At 71.0% G+C, this 22,039-nt stretch carries 16 protein-coding genes; 9 read left to right on the forward strand and 7 right to left on the reverse strand.

The annotated features are described in order from the left end of the window. Positions 1-24: 24 nt before the first annotated feature. From L3i22_RS45705 to L3i22_RS45715, 3 genes are all read left to right on the forward strand, one after another. A complete protein-coding gene (locus tag L3i22_RS45705; RefSeq protein WP_221323666.1) occupies positions 25-4,767 on the forward strand; it encodes an AAA family ATPase in 4,743 nt (1,580 codons plus the stop codon). Positions 4,768-5,255: 488 nt separating this feature from the next. Continuing rightward, on the forward strand, positions 5,256-6,008 hold the full coding sequence (locus L3i22_RS45710) for a 2,3-dihydro-2,3-dihydroxybenzoate dehydrogenase (RefSeq protein WP_255657649.1): 753 nt from the start codon (positions 5,256-5,258) through the stop codon (positions 6,006-6,008). 28 nt (positions 6,009-6,036) lie between these two features. After that, positions 6,037-6,672 carry an isochorismatase family protein gene (locus tag L3i22_RS45715; RefSeq protein ID WP_221323667.1) on the forward strand — a complete coding sequence of 212 codons (636 nt, stop codon included), beginning with the start codon at positions 6,037-6,039 and terminating at the stop codon, positions 6,670-6,672. Positions 6,673-7,047: 375 nt separating this feature from the next. Here the strand turns inward: L3i22_RS45715 and L3i22_RS45720 are convergent, their stop codons facing one another. Beyond that, positions 7,048-7,680: a 4'-phosphopantetheinyl transferase gene (locus L3i22_RS45720; protein ID WP_221323668.1), complete on the reverse strand. Its 633-nt coding sequence runs from the start codon at positions 7,678-7,680 to the stop codon at positions 7,048-7,050. Positions 7,681-7,706: 26 nt separating this feature from the next. Further along, positions 7,707-8,687: a LacI family DNA-binding transcriptional regulator gene (locus tag L3i22_RS45725; protein WP_221323669.1), complete on the reverse strand. Its 981-nt coding sequence runs from the start codon at positions 8,685-8,687 to the stop codon at positions 7,707-7,709. Between the two features lie 44 nt (positions 8,688-8,731). Between L3i22_RS45725 and L3i22_RS45730 the strand changes: the two genes are divergently transcribed. Next, positions 8,732-9,385, forward strand: a complete 654-nt coding sequence (locus L3i22_RS45730) for an HAD family hydrolase (RefSeq protein ID WP_255657650.1) — start codon at positions 8,732-8,734, stop codon at positions 9,383-9,385. 360 nt (positions 9,386-9,745) lie between these two features. On the opposite strand, the gene L3i22_RS45735 is transcribed toward L3i22_RS45730, so the two are convergent. The 5 genes from L3i22_RS45735 to L3i22_RS45755 are packed head-to-tail and all read right to left on the reverse strand — an operon-like array spanning position 9,746 to position 16,115. After that, a complete protein-coding gene (locus tag L3i22_RS45735; protein ID WP_221323670.1) occupies positions 9,746-11,419 on the reverse strand; it encodes a hypothetical protein in 1,674 nt (557 codons plus the stop codon). A 3-nt stretch (positions 11,420-11,422) separates the two neighbouring features. Then, on the reverse strand, positions 11,423-13,279 hold the full coding sequence (locus L3i22_RS45740; RefSeq protein ID WP_255657651.1) for a glycoside hydrolase family 127 protein: 1,857 nt from the start codon (positions 13,277-13,279) through the stop codon (positions 11,423-11,425). Between the two features lie 37 nt (positions 13,280-13,316). Beyond that, complete coding sequence (locus L3i22_RS45745) at positions 13,317-14,126, reverse strand: carbohydrate ABC transporter permease (RefSeq protein WP_255657652.1); 810 nt, start codon at positions 14,124-14,126, stop codon at positions 13,317-13,319. Next, positions 14,119-15,045, reverse strand: a complete 927-nt coding sequence (locus tag L3i22_RS45750; RefSeq protein WP_221323673.1) for a carbohydrate ABC transporter permease — start codon at positions 15,043-15,045, stop codon at positions 14,119-14,121. Before L3i22_RS45750 ends, L3i22_RS45745 begins: the two co-directional genes overlap by 8 nt. Next, on the reverse strand, positions 15,042-16,115 hold the full coding sequence (locus L3i22_RS45755; RefSeq protein WP_255657653.1) for an extracellular solute-binding protein: 1,074 nt from the start codon (positions 16,113-16,115) through the stop codon (positions 15,042-15,044). Before L3i22_RS45755 ends, L3i22_RS45750 begins: the two co-directional genes overlap by 4 nt. A gap of 285 nt (positions 16,116-16,400) precedes the next feature. On the opposite strand from L3i22_RS45755, the gene L3i22_RS45760 reads away from it, so the two are divergent. The 5 genes from L3i22_RS45760 to L3i22_RS45780 all read left to right on the forward strand — a co-directional run bounded on the left by L3i22_RS45760 (position 16,401) and on the right by L3i22_RS45780 (position 21,984). Next, entirely contained in the window at positions 16,401-17,396 is a 996-nt protein-coding gene (locus tag L3i22_RS45760) for a LacI family DNA-binding transcriptional regulator (RefSeq protein ID WP_221330469.1), read from the forward strand. Between the two features lie 178 nt (positions 17,397-17,574). Then, a complete protein-coding gene (locus L3i22_RS45765) occupies positions 17,575-18,240 on the forward strand; it encodes a hypothetical protein (protein WP_221323675.1) in 666 nt (221 codons plus the stop codon). Next, on the forward strand, positions 18,237-18,716 hold the full coding sequence (locus tag L3i22_RS45770) for a hypothetical protein (RefSeq protein ID WP_221323676.1): 480 nt from the start codon (positions 18,237-18,239) through the stop codon (positions 18,714-18,716). Before L3i22_RS45765 ends, L3i22_RS45770 begins: the two co-directional genes overlap by 4 nt. Positions 18,717-18,753: 37 nt before the next feature. After that, positions 18,754-19,185, forward strand: coding sequence for an SRPBCC family protein (locus L3i22_RS45775; RefSeq protein ID WP_221323677.1), 432 nt, complete (start codon positions 18,754-18,756; stop codon positions 19,183-19,185). Between the two features lie 351 nt (positions 19,186-19,536). Beyond that, a complete protein-coding gene (locus L3i22_RS45780; protein WP_221323678.1) occupies positions 19,537-21,984 on the forward strand; it encodes a glycogen/starch/alpha-glucan phosphorylase in 2,448 nt (815 codons plus the stop codon). The last annotated feature ends 55 nt before the right edge of the window (positions 21,985-22,039 follow it).

The raw sequence follows: 22,039 nt of genomic DNA on the forward strand, positions 1-22,039 counted from the left end.
CGCGGGGCCAGTCCGTACGCAATCTTGGCCTTTCTTACTGCCTCGGCGATCGCGCCGGTGGCCGGAGCCGGCCTCGGCGTCTCGGCCGCGTTCGGCGTCGCGCTCGCCCAGCTCGGCGGCCTGGGCAGCAACTTCCTCGCGGATGCCCTGGCCGGCACGGCGCAGCGGATGCGCGGCACCGGCCCGATCACCGAGCAGCAGTGGCGCGATGCCGTCGCCGCTGATCTGCTGCCCCTGCTCGACGCCGGGGACGCGCGCGGGAAGCAACTGCAGGCGGAGGTCTCCGCGGTGCTGCACGAGATCGACGCGGTCGCCACCGCGCTGACCGAGGCCGCCACCGCCGACGACGACCTGCGGCGACAGCTGGAGGCGGCCTTCGAGCAGCTGGGCAGCGACGTCGGGTCGCTGGGGTGGATGCTCGGCGACGTGCGCCGGTCCATCGACGACCTGCGGCAGCAGTTCGCCGGGCAGACGTTCCTGCTGCACCGGCAGCTCGAGGAGGTCCGGCGACAGCTCGTCGCGGTGAACCGGGAGCCGCTGCCGCCCTCGCCGGCGACCGCCTCCTCGGAGCCGCCCTATCCCGGTCTCGCCGCCTTCCAACCGGCCGATGCCCCGCTGTTCCGCGGGCGGGAGGCGCAGGTCGCCGAGTTGCTGGCCCGCCTGAGCGAGCAGGCCCTCGGCGGTCCGGCCCTGGTCGTCACGGGAGTCTCCGGCGTCGGGAAGTCCTCGCTGCTCCGCGCCGGCCTGCTCCCGGCGATCGGCGCCGGCCGCCTGGGGCCGGCCGCGGCGACCTGGCCGTGGGTCCTGCTGACGCCCGGCCCCACACCCCTGCATGACCTGATCAACCAGGTCATCCGCCTGTTGCCACCCGAAACGCCAACGATGAGGACGACAGCCGGCGGCCCCCCGGCAACGACCGGCGTAACGGAAGCCCTGGCCGACGGGCCGAATCCCGCAACCGGTGAACCGGACACCGGCAGCGTGCGGGCGACGACTAGCGAGCTGGAATCCCAAGGCACTCGATCGCAGCCGCCCGAGGCAACTACGGCCACGATGGCAGCCGACGGCCCGGAGGCAACGGCGGGCCGGGCGGAGACCGCAGAAAGCAAACCGGCGACCACGGCCGACCGGCCCGAGACCGGCAGCACGCGGGCAATGATCAGCGATCCGGCAGGGGTGAGCGAGTCAGCAGGCGTAATCGCTGGGCCGTTGGCCACGATCGGTCGACCGACGGCCGCAGCGGAGACTGCGGACACCGCGGGTTGGTCCCGGGGCGACGCGAGCGTCGGCCCAGGATCGGTTGCGAAGCTGGTTGGTGAGGTCCGGCGGGATCCCGCGTCCTTCGGGAGGCTCGCTGGGGAGGCCGCGGCTGCGGGGCGGCGGCCGGTGATCGTGGTGGACCAGTTCGAGGAGCTGTTCACGCAGTGCGCGGACCCGGCTGAACGGCTGGCCTTCACGGCGGCGCTGACCGCGGCTGCTCCGGCACTCGTGGTGATCGCGGTGCGGTCGGACTTCTATCCGGCCTGCATCGAGCTGCCGCCGCTGGCCGGGCTGCTGGCCGCCGGGCACGTGGTGCTCGGGCCGCTGGACGCCGAGGCCCTGCGCCGGGCCGTGGTCGAGCCCGCCGAGCAGGCCGGGCTGACCGTCGACCCGGGGCTGCCTGAGCTGATGCTCCGCGACCTCGGCGAAGACGTCCTCGCCGCCGCGAGCACGAACGGTGCGGGGCTGGGCGGCGCGGGCAGCGCAGGCGCAGACGGGCCGAGTGCGGGCGGCCCAAGTCCGGGCGCGGGCACGGGCACGAGTCCCGGCGCGAGCGCGGACGCGGGCACGAGTCCCGGCACGGGCACGGGCGCGGGCACGAGTCCCGGCACGGGCACGAGTCCCGGCGCGGGCGCGGGCGCGGGCGGTCCGAGTGTGGCTGGTAGTGGTGTGGGCTGGGGTGGTGGTCGTGGGGGCTATGAGCCGGGGGCGTTGCCGCTGCTGGCGCATGCGCTGAGGGCTACCTGGGAGCGCCGGGACGGGGATCGGCTGACGGTGGCGGCCTATCGGGAGACCGGTGGGATTCGGTATGCGGTGGCGGAGACGGCCGAGCGGATCTACCTGGGGCTGGAGCCGGACGAGCGGGCGAGTCTGCGCTCGGCGTTGCTCTCGCTGGTGACCGTGACCAGCAACGGAACTGTGGTGCGGCGGCGCGGGCAACGGGACGCCGGTAACTCCCGGGTGCTGGATCGGCTGGTCGCCGGGCGGCTGGTGACCGCGGGAACGGACACCGTCGAGATCAGCCATGAGGCGCTGCTGACCGGCTGGCCCCGGCTGGCCGGCTGGGTCGAGGACGCGCGGGCCGATCTGGAGCTGCGGCAGCGGGTCGTCGAGGCGGCCGAGGACTGGGAGCGGTCCGGCCGTGACCCGGACCTGCTGCTCCGTGGGTCGCGGCTGCTGTCGGCCCGGGAGCGGCTGACCGACGCCGGCTCGCTGCCGGGGCCGGCGCCGGTGTTCCTGGCCGAGGGGGCGGCGGCGGCCGAGCAGGGCGAGCTGGCGCGGCGGCGGGCTACCGGGCGGCTGCGCAGGCTCGTCGCGGGGTTGGGCGTCGCGCTGCTGCTGGCCGTCGCGGGTGGGCTGGTTGCCTTCGACAAGCAGCGGGTCGCTGCGGAGAAGGGGCAGGAGGCGCAGGACAGCCGGCGGGTGACGGCCTCCCGGCAGTTCGCGGCCGAGGCGGTCAACGCGCTGGATCGGGACGAGATCACCGCGGTGCGGCGGGCGCTGGACGGCTGGCAGGAGGCGCCGACCGTGGAGGCGCGCGGCGCGCTGCTGTCCGCGCAGATGGTGAACTCGATCGGCACGCTCGGCACCGAGGTGGGTGGCACGGCCGCGGCGGTCAGCCCGGATGCCGCCCGGATCGCGATCGGGTACCAGGACGGAACGGTGCGGCTCTGGGATGCCCACACCTTCGCGCCGGTCGGCGAGCCGATGGTGCCACCCGACGAGAAGGCCAGGACGTCCACCTCGTCGGTGGCGTACTCGCCGGACGGCCGGTTCCTGCTCTCCAGCACCATCGCCTACAACGGGCTGCAGATCTGGGACGCCGCCACCGGGAAGCTGGCCCGGACCCTGCCGGGCGGCGCCGCGGCGGCCTGGCTGCCCGGCACCTCGACCGTGGTGGCCACCCGGACCGACACCACCGGCAGCGTGTTCCAGTTCGGGCTGTGGGACGCGCCGACCGGCAAGCTGACCAGGTCCTTCCCGGTCGGCAAATACTTCGCCTTCGATCTCTCGGTCAGCCGGGACGGCCGGTACGTGGCGGCGGGCAAGGACATGACGTCCCCGGCACAGGTCTGGCAGCTCAGCGACGGGCGGCCGGTGACGACCGTTCCGGACACCGTGCACGTCGCGTTCGCGCCGGACGGCACCCTCGTCGGCGGGAACCGGCTCGGCCAGCTCGCCCAGTGGTCGATCCCGTCGGGCAAGCGGCTGCGCACGATGATCCCGGATGTCTCCACGCCCGGGGCCAGCCGGATCGTGGTCACCTCCGACGGGCACGCGATCGTCAACAACGGTTTCCGGTCGATCGCCATGTTCATGCTGGCCGACGGGTCGAAGACGACCAACAACACCGGAGTCGCGGTGTTCCCGGTTCCCGCGGTCTCCCCGGACGGCCGTCTCGTCGTGGTGACCGGCTCGGATGCCCCGACCGCGGTGCTCCGGCGCGCCACCACCTGGCTGCCGCACGTCGGGCAGGTGTTCGACAGCGCGTTCTCCCCGGACGGCCGGCAGCTGGCGACGGCCGCCGACGACGGCCTGGTCCGGATCTGGGACGTGGCCTCGCGGGACCTGGTCCGGTCGATCCCGACCGCGGGTAAGCCGGGCAAGGTCGCCTATGCGGCCGGCGGCACGCTGGTGGACGCCACCGCGAACCACCGGCTGGAGATTCGGGACGCGGCGACCGGGAAGCTCCGCGAGACCGTCCCCCTCGTCGGGCTGCAGACGGACCTGGACGTCTCCCCGGACGGCTCCCTCGTGGCAGTGTCCACCAGTCAGGGGCCGGACGACGTCTTCACCGATGCCGATCCCAAGAAGTTCGACCAGATCGTGGTCTACGACGTGGTCCGGCGGGAGGTCCGCGCCCGGTTCCGGCCGGCGAGCGCCGACAAGCCCACGCCCAAGGCCACGGGCGACAAGTCCATTGACGACAAGGAGGATCCCTACGCCGTCGCATTCAGTTCCGACGGCTCGACGTTGATGGCCACCTTGACGAGCAACACGGCCTACATCCCCTCGACAGTTCTGCAGCGATGGCGGATCTCCGACCTCGCGATGGACGGGACCTATCCGCTCGGCAAGTACCAGGCCGGGGACATCGCGGTGTCGCCGGTCGACGGCTCGGTCGCGGTGGCCGGGACGAACGGGTTCGTGGAGGTGCGGAGCGCGGACGGTGCCCGGCAACTCTGGACCACCCCGCCGCAGATCCAACAGATCGACTCGATCGAGTTCTCGCCGGACGGGCGGACGCTCGCCTCGACCGAGTTCAACGGACGCGTCCATCTGTGGGATACCGGGAGCCATGCGCTGGCCGCCACGCTGACCGGGCACGGTTCCCGGTCGAACGCGCTGGCGTTCTCGCCGGACAGCAAGTTGCTGGCGAGCGCCGGGTTCGACTGGACGTTCGGGGTGTGGCGGCTGGACGACGCTCAGGTGCTTTCGGATCTGTGTCAGATCGCGAAGATAGCCAGCCGGAACGACGGCGAGGAGCCTCCGATGCTGTGCAGGTGAATGCCGCTTCGCACACGGATGGCGCTGTGCAGGTGAGTGCCGCTGCAAATACGGATAGAGCTGTGCACCTGAATGTCGTGGGCGGTTGGTGAGGCGTTCCCCGCTTTTGCGTCATCCGGGCCGATGCTAGGTTAGCCTAACCTAACAGCGAACGGAGCCGATGGCATGACCATGCCCCGGTACAGGGAACGGCCGCACCGCGACATCGCCGGCGCGCTCGGCACAGGCACGCTCGGCAGCGGCACGCTGCTAGCCGGGCGGGGCGTGAGCGGACACGGCACCGCTGGCACCGGCTCGCGCGGCACGCGGCGGACCGCGCGGGGCGTCAGCGGACACGGCACCGCCGGCACCGGCTCGGGCGGCACGCGGCGGGTCGGGCGGGGTGTGAGGGGACACGGCGGCGGCGGGATTCGGGCAGGGGCGGGTGGCTTGGCGGGCCGGGTGTTGGCGTGAGCGGCGGCTACGGGACTGGTGGGCCGGGTGTTGGCGTGAGCGGCTATGGGATGGGTGGGCGGACGGCTGTCGTGACCGGGGCGGGTCAGGGCATCGGGCGGGCGGTGGCGGTGGCGCTGGCCGCTGAGGGGGTCCGGGTTGTCGCCGTGGACCTGAAAGTGCCCGAGTTTCCGGAGCACGACGGGCTGATCGTGGGGCGTGCCGCTGACGTGGCCGAGGTGGATCAGGTGGAGGCGGTGGTCGACAGTGTCGACGGGCCGATTGATCTGCTGGTCAACGTGGCCGGGGTGCTGCACCTGGGGGACGTCGTCGAGTTGTCCGACGCGGCCTGGGCGCATACGTTCGCGGTCAACACCACCGGCGTATTCCAGGTCAGCCGGGCGGTGGCTCGGCGGATGAAGCCGCGCGGCTCCGGGGCGATCGTGACCGTCTCGTCGAATGCGGCAGGTGTGCCCCGGGCCGGTATGGCCGCCTATGCCGCGTCCAAGGCGGCCAGCACGATGTTCACCAAATGCCTGGGCCTGGAGCTGGCCCCGCACGGCATCCGCTGCAACGTGGTCGCGCCCGGCTCGACCGATACCCCGATGCAGCGGGAGCTGTGGGACGGGGACGACGCGTCCGCGGTGCTCGCCGGGAATCCGGCCGCGTTCCGGGTGGGCATTCCGCTCGGGCGGATCGCCAGCCCGGCGGACATCGCCGACGCGGTCCTGTTCCTGGCGTCCGACCGGGCGCGGCACATCACCATGCACGATCTGTACGTCGACGGCGGAGCAACCCTGCGCGCCTGAGAGTGGCCCCCACCCGAGAGAAGCTGACATGCTCCCCCGTATCAATCCCTACCTGGTGCCGTCCGGGTTCTCCCGGGCCGGCGGCAAGGTGCAGTGGCACGTCGAGCCGGCCCGGGCCGCGCTGCTCGTGCATGACATGCAGAACTACTTCCTGGCCCCGTTCGGGACCGACAACGCGCTGCTCCGGCAGGTGATCGCGAACATCGCCCGGCTGCGCGAGCACGCCGCGCGGGCCGGGATCCCGGTGTTCTTCTCGGCGCAGCCGGGCGGGCAGAGCCGCGAGGAGCGTGGGCTGCTGCAGGACTTCTGGGGTGACGGGCCGCCGGCCGAGCCGCGCGGGCTGGCGATCACCGACGAGCTGACGCCGGGGCCGGGTGACGTGGTGCTGACCAAGCGGCGGTACAGCGCGTTTGTCGGCACCGACTTCGCCGACCAGCTGAAGCATCGGGATCAGCTGATCGTGACCGGGGTCTACGCGCACATCGGGGTGATGGCGACGGCGCTGGACGCGTTCATGCGCGGCATCCAGCCGTTCGTGGTCACCGACGCGGTGGCGGACTTCAGCCCGGCGCATCACGCGGACGCGCTGCGCCACGTGCAGACACGCTGCGGCGTGGTCGCGCCGACCGCCGAACTCACGGCCGACCTGCTGGCCCCGGCCTGAGGCGAGCTCGGGGGCTGGGGTTCGGGGGCTGGCGGCCCGGGGGCTGGCGGCCCGGGGTAACCGCGCCCAGCCACGGACTGGGCCCGGGGGTTTGTGGCTTGGGTTTGGGGCTTGGGGTAAACCGCGCCCAGCCACGGACGTCGCCCTTTCGGTCTGAGTGTTCTGGCCGCCCCGCGGCCTTGCTCAGAGCGGAAGGGTCCCCGCGGGAGCGACGATCTGTACCCCGGCGGACCGAGGCAAAAAAGAATTTGATCTTCGAAGTGCACGGAAGTGCGGGCGCGGCGAAAAGCGGCGACCGGGGATGGCCGGGGATCGGGCGACCGGCGACCGGGGGTCGGGGATCGGGGATCGGGGATGGCCGGGAGGACGGCCTGGTCAGAGCAGGACCGCGGTGAGAATCAGGCCCTGGTCGATCAGGAAGTGGCCGGGCATTTCGCGCAGCGGCCCGTCGATCAGGATGTGGCCGGTGAACGTGCCCGCGTCCGGGTCGATGTCCAGGGACGCGTCCTCGAAGCCGAGCCAGCGGCCGGTCACCGGGAACCACGCCTTGTAGATCGACTCCTTGGCGCTGAACAGCAGCCGGTCCCAGCAGACCTCCGGGTGCGAGACGGCGAGGCGGGCCAGCAGGTCGCGGTCCGCCGGGGTGGTCACCGTGCCCAGGACCCGGGGCGGCAGCGGCGCGTGTGGCTCCGCGTCGATGCCGAGGCCGGCGATGTCGCTGGTGCGGGCGACCGCGGCGGCCCGGTAGCCGGCGCAGTGGGTGATGCTTCCGGCGACGCCGGCCGGCCAGACCGGCTCCCGGCGGGGGCCGCGCAGGATGGCGACCGGGGCGTGCCCGAGTGCGAGCAGGGCCTCGCGGGCGCAGCGCCGGGCGGTCAGGATCTCCCGGCGGCGGCCCGGCGCGGTCGACGCCACCAGCGATTCCTCGCCGGGGTAGCAGGCCTCGTCCGGGTCGTCGGTGTAGGCGACGGCCGAGTACACCGGGTGAGGCAGCAACTGGTCCAGCACGACCGGTAGTGTGCCATCCCGCCCGGTCAGGCGACCGTGGAGTCCCGGATCACCAGGCGTGCCGGGTGCGGGTGCCGGCCCGGCGCGGGGCTCCCGTCGATCGCCGCCAGCAGCAGGCCGGCGGCGGTCCGGCCGAGTCCGTCCAGGTCCATGTCCACGCTGGTCAGCGGTGGGCGGCTGGCCTCGGCGATCACGTCCCAGTTGTCAAAACCGGTCACCGCCACGTCGCCGGGCACGTCCCGACCGGCCTCCCGCAGCGCCTCCGCCAGGCCCCGCGCGATCTGGTCGTTACCGCAGACCACGCCGTCGAGGTCGAGGTCCCGGGCGAGCAGCAGGCCGGCCGCGCGCCGGCCCCAGGCCTCGCTCCACTCGCCGAACATCGGCGCGGCCACCAGCCCGGTCAGCGCCGCGGCCCGGACCTGCGCGGAGTGGTGATGCTCCGGCCCGGTGACGTGCACCAGCCGGGTGCGGCCCGCGCTGCGCAGGTGGGCGGCGGCGAGCCGGATGCCGCCCGCCTCGTCCGGGACGATCGAGCAGTCGGCCGGGTCGGTGGAGCTGATGAACGCGTAGACGACCGGCACCGGCAGGTCCACGCCGATCGGCGCGCGCGTCCCGGCCCGCCGGCCGGTCACGATGATCCCGTCGACCCGGCGGCTGAGCAGCACCCGCAGGTGATGACGCTCGCGGATCGGATCGTCGCGCGCGTCGCAGAGCAGCACCGACACCTGGCCCGCGCCGAGGATGTCCTCCGCGCCGATGAGCAGCGGGATGCTGAACCGGCCGATGGTGTCCGTGGTGATCATGCCGACCGTGTACGTCCGGTCCGAGTGCAGGCTGCGCGCCGCCTGGTTGGGCCGGAAGTCGAGCTGGCCGGCCGCCTCCCGGACCCGGGCCACGGTCTCGGCCCGCAGCGAGCCGCGCCCGTTGAGCGCCTTCGAGGCGGTCCCGACCGAGACCCCGGCCAGCGCCGCGACGTCGCGGATGGTGGCGAGCCTGGGACGGGACATCCCAGGAACGTACTACCCAGGCACCCACCCCTATTTTGGTACTCGTGATTCGTGCCGTGATCGTCGACGTCGACGACACCCTGTGCCTGACCGAAGCCGCCTCGTTCGAGCTGGAGAACGACGTGCTGGCCGCGCTCGGCCGCCCGCCGATGTCCCGCGCCGTGCACCGGGCGACCTGGGGCGAGATCCTGCTGGACGCCATGCCGCACCGCTCCCCCGGCGTCGACCTGGACCGGTTCGCCGCGCTGTTCCCGATCTGGCACCAGCGGTACCTGGCCGAGGGCCGCCTCGACGTGATCCCGCCGGAGAACCTGGCGACCCTGGACCGCCTGGTCCTGGACGGCCGCACGGTCCTGCTGCTCACCTCCCGCACCGAGCCCGAGGTCCGGCACCTGCTCGAACCCGACCACGTGCTGGCCGGCCGCGTCGCCGGCGCCTACCACCAGGGCAACACCCGGTTCCGCAAACCCGACCCGCGCGCCTTCGACGAACTCCTGATCGAAACCGGACTCTCGCCGGAGCGGTGCGTCTACGTCGGCGACTCCCCCGGCGACGCCCTCGCGGCCGGCGGCGCCGGCATCCGCTTCATCGCCTGCCTGCAGAGCGGCGTCCGCGGCCTGGACGACTTCGACCCGCGCTACGTGACCGCCGCCGTCGACACGTTCCCGGAGATTCTTTCCGCGATCTCCAACCTTTGAAGATCTTTTTTTGCCTCGGTCCGCCGGGGTACAGATCGTCGCTCCCGCGGGGACCCTTCCGGGCCTCGCAAGGGCGCCGGGGCGCCCAGAACGCGAGGCCCTACAGGGCGATGTCCGTGGGTGGTTGCGGTTTCAAAGGACCCCCGCAACCCGGTTGCCGGGTCAGGGCCCAGCCGCGGGGTCGCGGTCCCGGCTGGTGCTCACGGTTGTGTGCGGCGCTCGAGTTCGCTGGTGCTCACGGTTGTGCGGCACTCGGGGCGGCCGGGCGGCGGCGCACCGGGCTGAGGGCCGGCAAGGCGGGCGTTGAGATGGGCGTACCGGGAAGGGCTGCCGGGCCCGGGGCGGGCCCGGCAGCACCCATCAGGCGAGGTTGATGTAGTCCAGCTCGGCGTAGCCGGTGCCGCCGGCGAAGTTCGGTGAGCCCTTCGCGAGGCGGATCACGTTGTAGCCGGCCTTCAGCGTGACCGAGGCGCTGACCGTCGAGCCGAACACGCCCCACGCCGCGGTCGGCGGGTAGCTGACCGTCTGGAACGCGCCCCCGTTGTAGGCCAGCCCCTGGGTCGCGGTCGCCCCGGTGGCGTTGGCGTAGCCGATGGTCATCGTGTACGCCCGGGCCGTCGGCACGTTCACCACGAAGTCGACGAACGACTGGTTGCGCATGTTGGCCGAGCCGTCGATCTGCCCGACGTACCCGCCGCTGGAGGCGGACGACGACGTGAAGCGGTTGGCGTTGACCGCGGTGGCGTTCTCCGCCTCGTAGCGCTGCTGCCAGGTCGGCACGCCCGAGGTCGGGGTGATCACCAGTTGGTAGGCGGCGAGCGCGTCCATCCCGGACACCGGCACCGTGATGCTGCCGCCGGAGACCGCATACGTGCTGGTCGAGACGGTGGTCGCGGTCGACGCCGTGGTCCGCCCGGTGGTGCCGGTCTTCGAGAGCGTGACGCTCACCTGCGAGCCCAGCGCGGCCAGCCCGTTCACCTTGACGGTGTTCGCGCCGCTGTCCCCGCCGAAGACCACGTTCACGATCTTGCGGGTGCCGTCGTACGCCGCCACCCCGTCCAGCCACGACGACGGCACGGTCTGGACGATGTTGCCGGCCATGTCGCCGTACCACTTGTACGCCCAGTACGTCGCGGTCGGCGAGTTGTTGTAGAGCAGCCCGTTCAGCGTCCCGGCCTCGTACCAGTAGGCGCGCTCGGCGTCCCGGATCCCGTTCCGCTCGAAGACCGCCATGTAGTGCGCGGCGACGCTGGGGATGTCGACCTGGTCCGGCGACGCGTACTCGTTGATCGAGATCGGCCGGGCCGAGATGCCCAGCGACGACTCGATCGCCCGGTAGTCGGCGACGTGCGCGGCCACGTTGTTGTAGCTGTGCACGTCGAGCTCGTGCCAGACGGTCACGTCCGGCAGCGTGCCGGTGTTCTTGGCGTTGGTCAGGAACGCCACCATCCAGTCGTGGTTGTAGATCGAGTAGCTCGGCCCGACGATCGGGGTGACCGTGTCGAGCGTCCGGATCAGCTGGTACGTACGGGTCCAGCCGGCGTTGAAGGCCCCCGCGGAGCTGGTGTTCCAGGTCCAGTCGGGCTCGTTCCACAGCTCGTAGCCGTCGATGTTGGTGGCCGAGGTGGCGCCCAGTCGCGCGTTCACCATGGTGCGCACCTTGGACTCCCAGTCGGCCCAGCTGACCCACTGGTACGGGAAGTCCTTGTAGATGTCCGGCAGCCGCCAGAACTGCTGGGCGCCGGCGCTGGTCACCTTGCCGGCCATCTCCAGACCGTCGCAGCACGGGACGGTGGCGCCGTTGCCGAGCTGCTGAACGCCGTACGGCGGCTGGGTCAGATGGTTGAGATGGAGGGCGAGCGGAACCTGGGTGGAAGCGCTGACGGCATAGAGGCCGCCGGATGCCACGTGCGTGACCGGACGGACGGTGGTCCCGACGTTGACGGTCAGGGTGTTACCCGCGGCCCGCGCCGGGCTGGGGACGACCAGCCCGGCGGCGGCCAGTAGGAGGACGGGTATTACGGAGCGGCGCATGGGTCACCTCTCGGATAGGGGGATGAACACCCGCATCGGACCCGGCTCCCGGTTGGCCCAGAGGAAATAGGGGATGGCGGTGGCGATCACCGGTGGGGTGACGCGCACCGGGGCCGGGAGGGGCCGGTAGAGATGCGGGGTGTCGGTGGGACGGGCGCGCAGCGGGATCCGCAGCAGCACCGGGGCGAGCCCGTCCGGATCGCGGCTGACCTGCAGCGGGGCGGACGAGTCCAGCTCCAGGTCCTCGAACGGCACGCCGGTGGGGGCGTCCGCGTGTTCCAGGCAGTAGACGATCGGGCCGCGGACCAGGGCGGCCGCGCCGCGGACCGCGTCGACCCGGGGGTGGGCGGCGATCAGGCGCGGCAGCATCACCAGGGTGAGCTCGACGCGGTCGCCGATCAGCCAGGTACGGGTGAGCCGCACGTACCCGCTCTCGACCGGGACCGCCTCGCCGTTGACCGTCAGCCGGGCGTCCCCGCACCACGCCGGGATCCGCAGCGACAGCGTCCACGGCCCGGGCCCGACCTCGGTGATCGTCACGCTGATCGTCTCGTCCCACGGGAAGCGGGTGCGCACGTCGACCGCGTGCCCGCCGGCCCGGAACGTGCCCGCGGTGTACAGGTGCAGTTGCAGGCCGCCGGGGTCGCCGGTGGCGGCGTAGTTGTCCAGCGAGGCCATCAGCCGGGCCAGGTTCGGCGGGCAGCAGGCGCAGGAGTACCAGGGCAGGCGCTGCGAGGGGGCGTCCTCGTGCGAGCCGTCGTGCCCGGTCCGCAGCTGCAGCGGGTTGGAGTAGAAGAACGTGGCGCCGTCGACCCCGGTGCTGCCGGCGATGCCGTTGTAGATCAGCCGTTCCATCTCGTCGGCGTACTTGGCTCCACCGGTGGCCAGGAGCAGGCGCCAGGCCCACTGGAAGCTGCCGATCGCGGCGCACGACTCCGCGTACGCACGGTCCGGCGGCAGCTCGTACGGATCCCCGAACGCCTCGTCGCGGTGGCGCGAGCCCTGGCCGCCGGTGATGTAGGTGCGGCTGGCGAGCGCCGAGTCCCACAGTCGCTCGGCCGCCGCCAGCAGCTCGGCGTCGCCCGTCTCCACGGCCACGTCGACCGCGCCGGCCAGCAGGTACACCTGCCGGACGACGTGCCCGGTGACCTCGTCGGCCGCCCGCACGGGTGCGTGATCCTGGAAGTAGCGTGGCCCGAACCGGCCCTCGCCGAGCACGCCGTGGCCGCGGTTGGCGACGAAGTGCGCGGCCAGGTCCAGGTACGGCCGGTGGCCGGTGACGCGGTAGAGCTCGACCAGCGCCGTCTCCACCTCGGGGTGGCCGTCCACTTCGGGCGACTCGGCGAACTTCCGTACCAATAAGTCTGCATATTTCCGGGCAATGCCCAGCACCTGCTGCGCGGCGGGATCGTCCGGCGCACTCCGCTCCGCCGCGACCGCCGCCTGGAACAGATGCCCCGCGCAGTACATCTCGTGACTGAAGTGCAGCTCGCTCCACTGCTTGTCGCGGTTGTCCACCTGGTAATACGAGTCAAGATACCCATCGGCATCCTGCGCTTTTTCCAGCAACGCGGCAATATCAGCGACAAATCCGGACTTGTCGCCTAGCCACCACGCCGCCTCCAGCGTCTTGTACACATCGGAGTCCGCGAACCAGAAGCCCCGGAACTCCCCGGCGTCATCGCCGGTCACCCGCCGCAGATTCGCCAGGTTGCCGTAGGAGTCGAGCTGCGCGACGCAGTGCGGCAGGGTCGCGGCGGCGTTGCGGGACTGCCAGCCGCCGAACAGGCTCTCCGGCCGGAGCGTCACCGCTTCCCGCGGCAGCGGCCGCAGCGCGGAGACGGCACGGGCGGTGGGCACGACAGGGCCGTATGAAGCGTCCATGGCGGGGTTTTCCTCAATCCTTGACCGCGCCGGCGGTCACACCGGCGGCGACGTAACGCTGGGCGACGATGAGTAGCAACGTCGCCGGGATGGACGCGATCACGGCGGTGGCCATGATGGCGTTCCACTGCTGGTTGTTGTTCCCGATGTAGTGGTAGATGCCGAGCGTGATGGGCTGGTACTCACCGCCGCCGTCGAGCGTGGTGGCGAAGACGAAGTCCGACCAGGCCCAGAGGAAGGCGAACAGGCTGACCGTGACGATCGCGTTGCGGGACACCGGCAGGATCACCGAGCGGAACGTGCGGAACTTCGAGGCGCCGTCGATCGCCGCCGCGTTGATCAGCTCGTCCGGGATGCCGGACATGAACGCCGTGAAGATCAGCACGCCGAACGGCACCGCGATCGTCGAGTCCGCCAGGATCAGCCCGGGCACCGTGTTGAGCACGCCGGCGCGCAGGTAGATGGCGTAGAAGCCCATCGCCATGATGATCCCGGGGATCATCTGCGCGATCAGCAGCACGAAGTTCAGCGCCCCGGTGCCCCGCGGGCGCAGCTTGGCCAGGGCGAATCCGGCCGGCGCCGACAGGAGCAAGGTCAGCAGAACCGTCCCGACCCCGATCAGAAGACTCGTTCCGAGGTACGGCATCTGTTGGTCGAGCACAGCCCGATAGCCCTCGAGCGTCCCGTGAAGCGGAAACAGATGCGGCGGATCGGCGCGCATGTCGGTGTCCTTGGTGAAGGACACGTTGACCATCCAGTAGACCGGGAACAGCATGATCGCGGTCAGCAGCACCCCGACCGCGGTCTTCAGCGGCTTAGTCACGGCGCTGCCTCCGGACATAGATCAGCCCGAAGAACAGGGCGATGATGATGAGCAGGTTGCCGACCGCGGCCCCCGGCCCGAACTCGGGCAGCAGGTTGCCGAACGACAGCCGGTAGGACCAGGTGGCCAGCGTGGTCGACGCGTCGGTCGGCCCGCCCTTCGTCATGATCCAGATCAGGTCGAAGACCTTCAGCGTGTAGACCAGCCCGAGCAGCAGCGTGATCGCCGAGACCGGCCGCAGCAGCGGGAACGTGACCCGCCAGAAGCGCTGCCAGCCGCTCGCGCCGTCCAGCGCGGCCGCCTCGTAGATGTCGTTCGGGATGCCCTGCAGGCCGCTGTAGAGGATCACCAGGTTGAACGGGATCCCGATCCAGACGTTCGCGATGATCACACTGGTCAGCGCCCAGTCCGGCGAGGTCAGCCAGTTGATCTGATCCACGCCGAAGATGCTCAACGCGTAGTTCACGATCCCGGAGTCGCTGTTGAGCATCCAGGACCAGGTCGACGCCGAGACGATCAACGGCAGCAGCCACGGTACGAGAAACAACGCCCGCAATGTCGCGGAAAGCTTGAAGTGCTGGGTGAAGAAGACCGCCAGCGCCAGCCCGATCGCGAACTGGAACGCGATGCTGACCAGCGTGAACACCATGGTGTGCAGCAGCGCCGGCCCGAACGTCGGATCGCTGAACACGGTCCGGTAGTTGTCCGCGCCGCTGAACGGCGCATCCCCCTGCACGAAGCTGCGCACCGTGTAGTGCCGCAGGCTCAGGTCGAGGTTCCGGTAGAGCGGGTAGGCGTAGAACGCGACCAGGTAGATGATCACCGGAGCCAGGAACGCCCACGCCGCCCACTGTCCCCGGGCCCGCCGGACCCGGGACGAACCCCGGGTCCGGACGAGCGTCTCCGCGTGCGAGGTCACTTGCCCGCCGCCGCCTGGGCGTCGGTGAGCGCCTGCTGCGGGGTCTTCGAGCCGGAGAGGGCGGCCTGGAACGCGCCCCACATCGGCTGGGAGATCTTCGGGTACTTGGTGCCGAGGTCGTCGCTGGTCCGGCCCTTGGCCGCCTTGACCGCCTCGACCCAGACCGTCAGCTCCGGGTTCGCCGCGACCTGCTTCTGCTGGACGGCGTCGGTCGCCGCCACGTAGGAGAGCGTGGTGTCCGTGGTCAGCGCGTTGTCCGCGCTGGTCAGGCAGGCCACCAGCTTCTGCGTGGTCGGGTACTTGGCGGTGTCGGACTGGACCGGCGCGGTGACGAACTCACCACCGGTCGGGGCCGGGGCGGTGCCGCCGGCCTGCGACGGGATCGGGATGATCCCGTACTCGAAGCCGGTCTTCTTGGCGTTGGCCAGCTGCCAGGTGCCGTTCTCGCTGAACGCGAAGTCCCCGGCGGCGAACTCCTGCCAGCTGGTGGTCTGGGTGTTGTTCAGCACCGAGTTCGGCGCGTAGCCCTTCTTCAGCCAGTCGGTCCACAGCGTCAGCGAGGCGACGCCCTGCGGCGAGTCGAGCTGGGTCAGGTTCGCGCCGGAGCCCCAGAACCACGGGAGGAACTGGAACGAGCCCTCCTCGGTGCCGATCGCCGAGAACGTGATGCCCTTCTTGCCGGCCGCCTTGACCTTCTCCAGCGCGCTGGTCAGGGACGCCCAGTCCTTGATCGCCGCCGGGTCGACCTTCGCGGCGTCCAGGACCTTCTTGTTGTAGTAGAGCGCCAGGGTGTTCGCGCCGATCGGGGTGCCGTACGTCTTGCCGCCCTGCTGCCCGGCGGCGAGCAGGTTCGGCGAGACCGCCGACGTGTCGATCTTCATGTCCTCGGTGGTGGTCAGCACGCCGGCCTCGGCCAGCGTGGAGACCACCGGGTTGTCGACGATCAGCACGTCCGGGGAGTTGCCCTGCTGCGCGGCGAGCAGCGCCTTGTTGGTCAGGTCGGTGGTGTCGTAACCGGTTCGCTTGACCGTGACGCCGGCGTCGGTGCCGCACTTGGTCAGCAGCTTCACCCAGTCCGAGCTGGCGTCGAACTGCGGGTACGGGTCCCAGATGGTGTAGTCGGTGGGGGTTTTGCTCTCCGTGCCGGAGCTGCCGGAGGAGCAAGCGGTGAGCAGGCAGGCGGTGACCGCGAGGACGGCTCCGAGGCCTCGGATGTTCATGGTTGTTACCCCTCAAGAGCGGTGTGGGGAAACTCAAGGAAAACGATTGCCTAGACGCTAAGGACGACCTTGCGGGCCTGTCAATAGGAAGTTACCGTCGCATTACACGGGGCGAAGGAAACCGGGGAGGAAACACTGAGCAACGATCGACGCGGCGCCACGATCAGCGAGGTCGCCGCACTCGCGGGGGTTTCCACCGGTACGGCCTCGAAGGCGCTCAACGGTCGCGGGACCATGCGCCCGGAGACCCGGCTGCGCGTCCGGCAGGCCGCTGACCAGCTCGGCTTCGTGGTCAACGCGGCCGCGCGGTCGCTGCAGACCGGGCGCACCTACACGGTCGGGATGATCACCACCGACACCATCGGGCGGTTCAGCATCCCGCTGCTCATCGGCGCGGAGGACGCGCTCGGGGCGGGACAGATGTCGGTGTTCCTGTGCGATGCCCGGGACGACCCGATCCGGGAGCAGTACTACCTGCGGACGCTGCTCGGCCGCAAGGTCGACGGGATCATCGTGACCGGCCGCCGGACCCAGGCCCGGGCGCCGATCGGCGCCGAGCTGCCGGTGCCGGTGGTGTACGCGTTCATCAGCTCCACCGACCCGCGCGACTGCTCGGTCGTGCCTGACGAGGCGGACGGCGCCCGGCGCGCGATCCGGCACCTGCTGGACACCGGCCGCCGCCGGATCGCACACGTCACCGGGCCGGAGCACCACCACTCGGCACAGGTCCGGGCGGCCGCCGCGGGGGCCGAGGCGGAGCTCGCCGCCCCGGTGCTCTACGGCGAGTGGACCGAGGCGTGGGGTCGCCAGGCCGCCGGGATGCTGGTCTCCGGCGGCGTCGACTTCGACGCGGTGTTCTGCGGCAACGACCAGATCGCCCGGGGCGTCGGGGAGGGCCTGCGGGAGGCCGGGCGGGACGTGCCGGGCTCGGTCGCGCTGGTCGGCTTCGACAACTGGGACGTCATGGTCGACGCCAGCCGGCCCGCCCTGACGAGTGTCGACATGGACCTGGAGGGCATCGGCCGGACCGCCGCCGAGGTGCTGCTCGCCGCGATCAACGGCGACCCGGCGCACGGCCCGATCACCCGCCCCTGCCGCCTGGTCCCGCGCGGCTCGACCGCCATCCGCTGATCCCGTTTCCGGCACTGTCGTGAATGGAACAGCGGAATGGACTCTAAACTTTCCATTCCATTCAAATGGCGTTGCGCTAATCACAGACGAGAATGGTTAATTGACCATCATCACGCGGCGCACCTACTGTGGCGAACCGATCCACTGAAGATCATCTTCATTTGCGAACGGGGACCCCTTGAACCGCCGACCGCTGCGCACCGCAGTACCGATCCTGTCCACCACCGCCCTGCTGCTGACCGGCGCCACGGCCGCGTCCGCCGCGGCGCCCGCGCCCACCGGCGAACCGGTCATCGTCCTCGACAACGGCACGGTGGTGCACGCCGGCGAGACGGTCACCTTCAGTTTCACCGGCGACAAACCGGCCGGGAGCCAGGACGACGCGGACGCCGGCAGCGGCGTCCACCACCCCACGCGGTGCATCGAGACGAATGACAAGCCGACGTACACGGTGAAGGGCACGCCCTATTTCCTCGAGGACAGGAACAAACCGCAGTCGACCTATCTGCTGCCCCGTCAGACGGTTTCCTGGGCGGTCACCGGAACGCACACGTTCACCTGGGACGTCGGGACCGGGGTCGAGATCGACGCCAACGCCATTCTCGCCAAGGCAAAGGTGAAGCTGGATACCAAAATCAGCAATTCCTGGACCTGGACCGGCACGCAGACGGTGACCGACACGAACACCACGAGCAAGGCGTACCGCGCGGTGCTCGGACAGGTCGGGTGGAAGATCACCTCGGTGAAGAGCTGGGTGGCGGCCCCGTGCACGCCGAAGACGAAGACCATCGTGATCAAGACGCCGCGCCGGGGCGACATGTCGATCGGGCGCCAGAGCTCGTGACCCGGATCCGCACCGCGGGACGGCGCGCCTGGGTGGCGGCCGCCCTGTTCGGTCTGCTGCTGACCGCCGCCGCCTGTCATCCCGACCGGCCCGCGAGCGATCCCGGGAGCTCGCCGTCCGCCGACGGGTCCGGCGCGGTCCCGATCCTGGACGGGGCGTTCACCGGGACCGAGAAGATCGGCGGCGGCTTCGGCCGGCTGGCGGCCGACCTGGGGAACACCCTCGCCGTCACGCCCGGGCACGTGACCGGGGTGGTCGTCGCGTTCACCTGCACCGGTGGCGGCGCCGTCACGGTCGGGGCGGTCACCGGCGGCGGCGTCCCGGCCCGGGCGATCTCGGGTCCGTGCGACGGGTCGATCGTGCGGCAGGACGTGGACCTGCCGAAGCCGGACTCGATCGGGTTCACCGCCCGGGTCGGGGGTTCGCTGGACGGCGACTTCGCGTACGGGTACTACGTCGAGAAGACGCAGGACTGACCGCGTCCGGAAGGAAGATCCGTTAGGGTGCGCGGTCATGGAGTTCGCGCACTCGTTCACGGTTGCCGCGCCGGTCGATCGCCTCTACGCGCACCTGATCGATCCGCGCAGTTACATCGGTCTGTCGCCGCTGGTGGTGGCGGTTCGCGAGATCCGTCCGGTGGGCGCGGCGATCGCCTATGTGGCCGTGGAGCGCTTCGACTTCGGGCCGTTCCACTGGAACAACCCGATCCGGGTCACCATGACCGGGGCTCCGGACACCCACACGATCGTCAGTGATGTCCGGAGTCCCGGCTTCGTGACGCTGACCTCCCGGGTCACGCTGACCCCGGCGGTCGAGGGCACCTCGGTCGTCGAGACGATCGCGGTGACCGCCCCGCTCGGACTGCGGCGCTTCGTCCGGACCCAGGCCGCCTCGGTCCAGCAGCACCGCGCCGCCGAGCTCACCCGCCGCATGCAGACCCGCTGAACGCGAGCCAAGCGCCGCTCACGCCCCCGGCCGGCACTCACGGTCCTTCCCGGCGGGCGAAACAGCCCTCAGCGCCAGCCGCCACCGCGAGACGCGGCCGGGCCGGGAGCACAGACCGGGTCGCGTGGTCCTTTGAAACCGCGACCACCCACGGACATCGCCCTGGAGGGCCTCGCGTTCTGGGCGCCCCGGCGCCCTTGCGAGGCCCGGAAGGGTCCCCGCGGGAGCGACGATCTGTACCCCGGCGGACCGAGGCAAGGAAGAATTTGATCTTTATGGGGTGAAGGGTCTTCTTCTGGCGGAATGGGGAACGTCAGCCGCTGGAAACGTGGTCGCGGCAGAATGGGCGGCATGGATCTTCGCCAAGGCAGCCAAGGCATCGGTCTGCGACGACTGGGCACCACCGCGGACGAGTTCCAACAGGATCTGCTGAGCAGCCTCTATTACCGCAGGGGCACCACGGTGGAGTCGGCGAGTCCGCGGGACGCCTACGAGGCTCTCGCGCTCACCGTGCGCGACCGGCTCGCCGATCGCCGGGCCCGCACCGCGGCGGCGCACTTCGCCAGCAACCCGCGCTGGGTCTACTACCTCTCCGCGGAATACCTGCTCGGCGCGCAGCTGGAACAGAATCTGCTCTACTCCGGCACCGGCGAGCTCGCCACCCAGGCGGTCAAGGTGCTCGGCCGGTCGATCGAGGAGCTGGAGGACCTGGACGTCGAGCCCGGGCTCGGCAACGGCGGCCTCGGCCGGCTCGCCGCCTGCCTGGTCGACTCGATGGCCACCCGGGACATTCCGGCGGTCGGCTACGGCATCCGCTACGACTTCGGCATCTTCAAGCAGTCCCTGGAGAACGGCGCCCAGGCCGAGCGCCCGGACGACTGGGCGTTCCAGGGCAACCCGTGGGAGTTCCCGGCCCCGGACGACCGGCAGGTGGTGCACTTCTACGGCCACACCGAGCCGATCCCCGGCTCGGACACCCGCAAGCGCTGGGTGCCCGGCGAGATCGTGCTCGGCGAGCCCAGCCACATGCTGGTCCCGGGGTACGGCACCGAGACGGTCAACATCGTCCGGCTGTGGCGCGCGCGGGGCAGCGAGGCGTCGTTCGACCTGTCCCGGTTCTCCGCCGGGCAGTACGCGGAGGCGGTCCAGGAAGCCGTCCGTGCCGAGAACATCAGCAAGGTCCTCTACCCCGACGACAGCACCGAACTGGGCCGTGAGCTGCGGCTCAAGCAGCAGTATTTCCTGGTCTCCTGCTCGCTGCGGGACATCGTCCGGCGGTTCCGGCTGCGCAACGAGGACTGGGCCGACTTCGCCGAGAAGACCGTCATCCAGCTCAACGACACGCACCCGACGATCGCCATCCCGGAGCTGATGCGGCTGCTCGTCGACGAGTACGAGGTGGACTGGGACCAGGCCTGGTCGATCACCCGGAGCACGTTCGCGTACACCTGCCACACGCTGCTGCCGGAGGCCCTGGAGACATGGCCGGTGCAGCTGTTCGAGCGGCTGCTCCCGCGCCACCTGGAGATCATCTACCTGATCAACATGCTGTTCCTGCGCGAGGTGGAGGAGCGTTTCCCGGGCGACGTCGACCGGATCCGCCGGATGTCGATCATCTCCGAGGGCGGCGAGCGCCGGGTCCGGATGGCGCACCTCGCGGTGGTCGGCACCGAGGCCGTGAACGGGGTCGCCGAGCTGCACTCCAAGCTGCTGCGGGAGACCGTGCTGCAGGACTTCGCCGCCCTGTGGCCGGCCAAGTTCCAGAACGTCACCAACGGAGTCTCGCCCCGCCGGTTCGTCAAGCTGGCCAACCCGCGGCTCTCCGATCTGATCACCGACGGGCTCGGCGACGACGGCTGGCTCAACGACCTGGAACGCCTCGCCGGGCTGGAACGGCTCGCCGACGACGCGGCGTTCGCCGAGCGCTGGCGCGCGGTGAAACGGGCCAACAAGATCGACCTGGCCGCCGGTGACCCGGACTCGCTGACCGACGTGATGATCAAGCGGTTCCACGAGTACAAGCGGCAGCAGCTCAAGCTGCTCCACGTGATCACCATGTACCACCGGATCCGGCAGAGCCCGACCGGGGACTGGATCCCGCGCACGGTGCTCTTCGCCGGCAAGGCGGCGCCCGCCTACCACGCCGCGAAGAGCATCATCCGGCTGATCAACGCGGTCGGGGCGACCATCGCGGCGGATCCGGTGGTGTCGCCGTACCTCAAGGTGGTCTTCGCGGAGAACTACAACGTGACCCTGGCCGAGCAGATCGTGCCGGCCGCCGACCTCAGCGAGCAGATCTCGCTGGCCGGCAAGGAGGCCAGCGGCACCGGCAACATGAAGCTGGCGCTCAACGGGGCACTCACCGTCGGCACGCTCGACGGCGCCAACATCGAGATCCGGGCCCGGGTCGGCGAGGAGAACTTCTTCCTCTTCGGACTGGACGCGTTCCAGGCCGCCGAGGTGCAGCTGGCCGGCTACCGGCCGCGCGAGCACTACGAGCGGGACGCCGAGCTGAAGGCGGCCATCGACGCGATCGCCGCCGGCACGTTCGGCGGGGTCGGCCGGGAGGTGGCGGACTCGCTGCTCGGCTGGGACGAGTACCTGACGCTGGCCGACTTCCGGTCGTACCTGGACGCGCAGGAGGAGGTCGAGACCGCCTGGCGCGACCCGGCCCGCTGGACCCGCATGTCGATCCTGAACACGGCCCACAGCGGCTTCTTCTCGTCGGACCGGACCGTCGGCGACTACGCCGCGCGGATCTGGCGGGTCTCGCCGGTCGCGGTCCCCCGGGACGAATGACGCGGACGCGACGCGCGCGGCCGGCTCGGGCTCGGCGGCGCGCGTCGCGGTTTTC

The organism is Actinoplanes sp. L3-i22 (genome assembly GCF_019704555.1).
Taxonomy (GTDB): Bacteria; Actinomycetota; Actinomycetes; order Mycobacteriales; family Micromonosporaceae; genus Actinoplanes.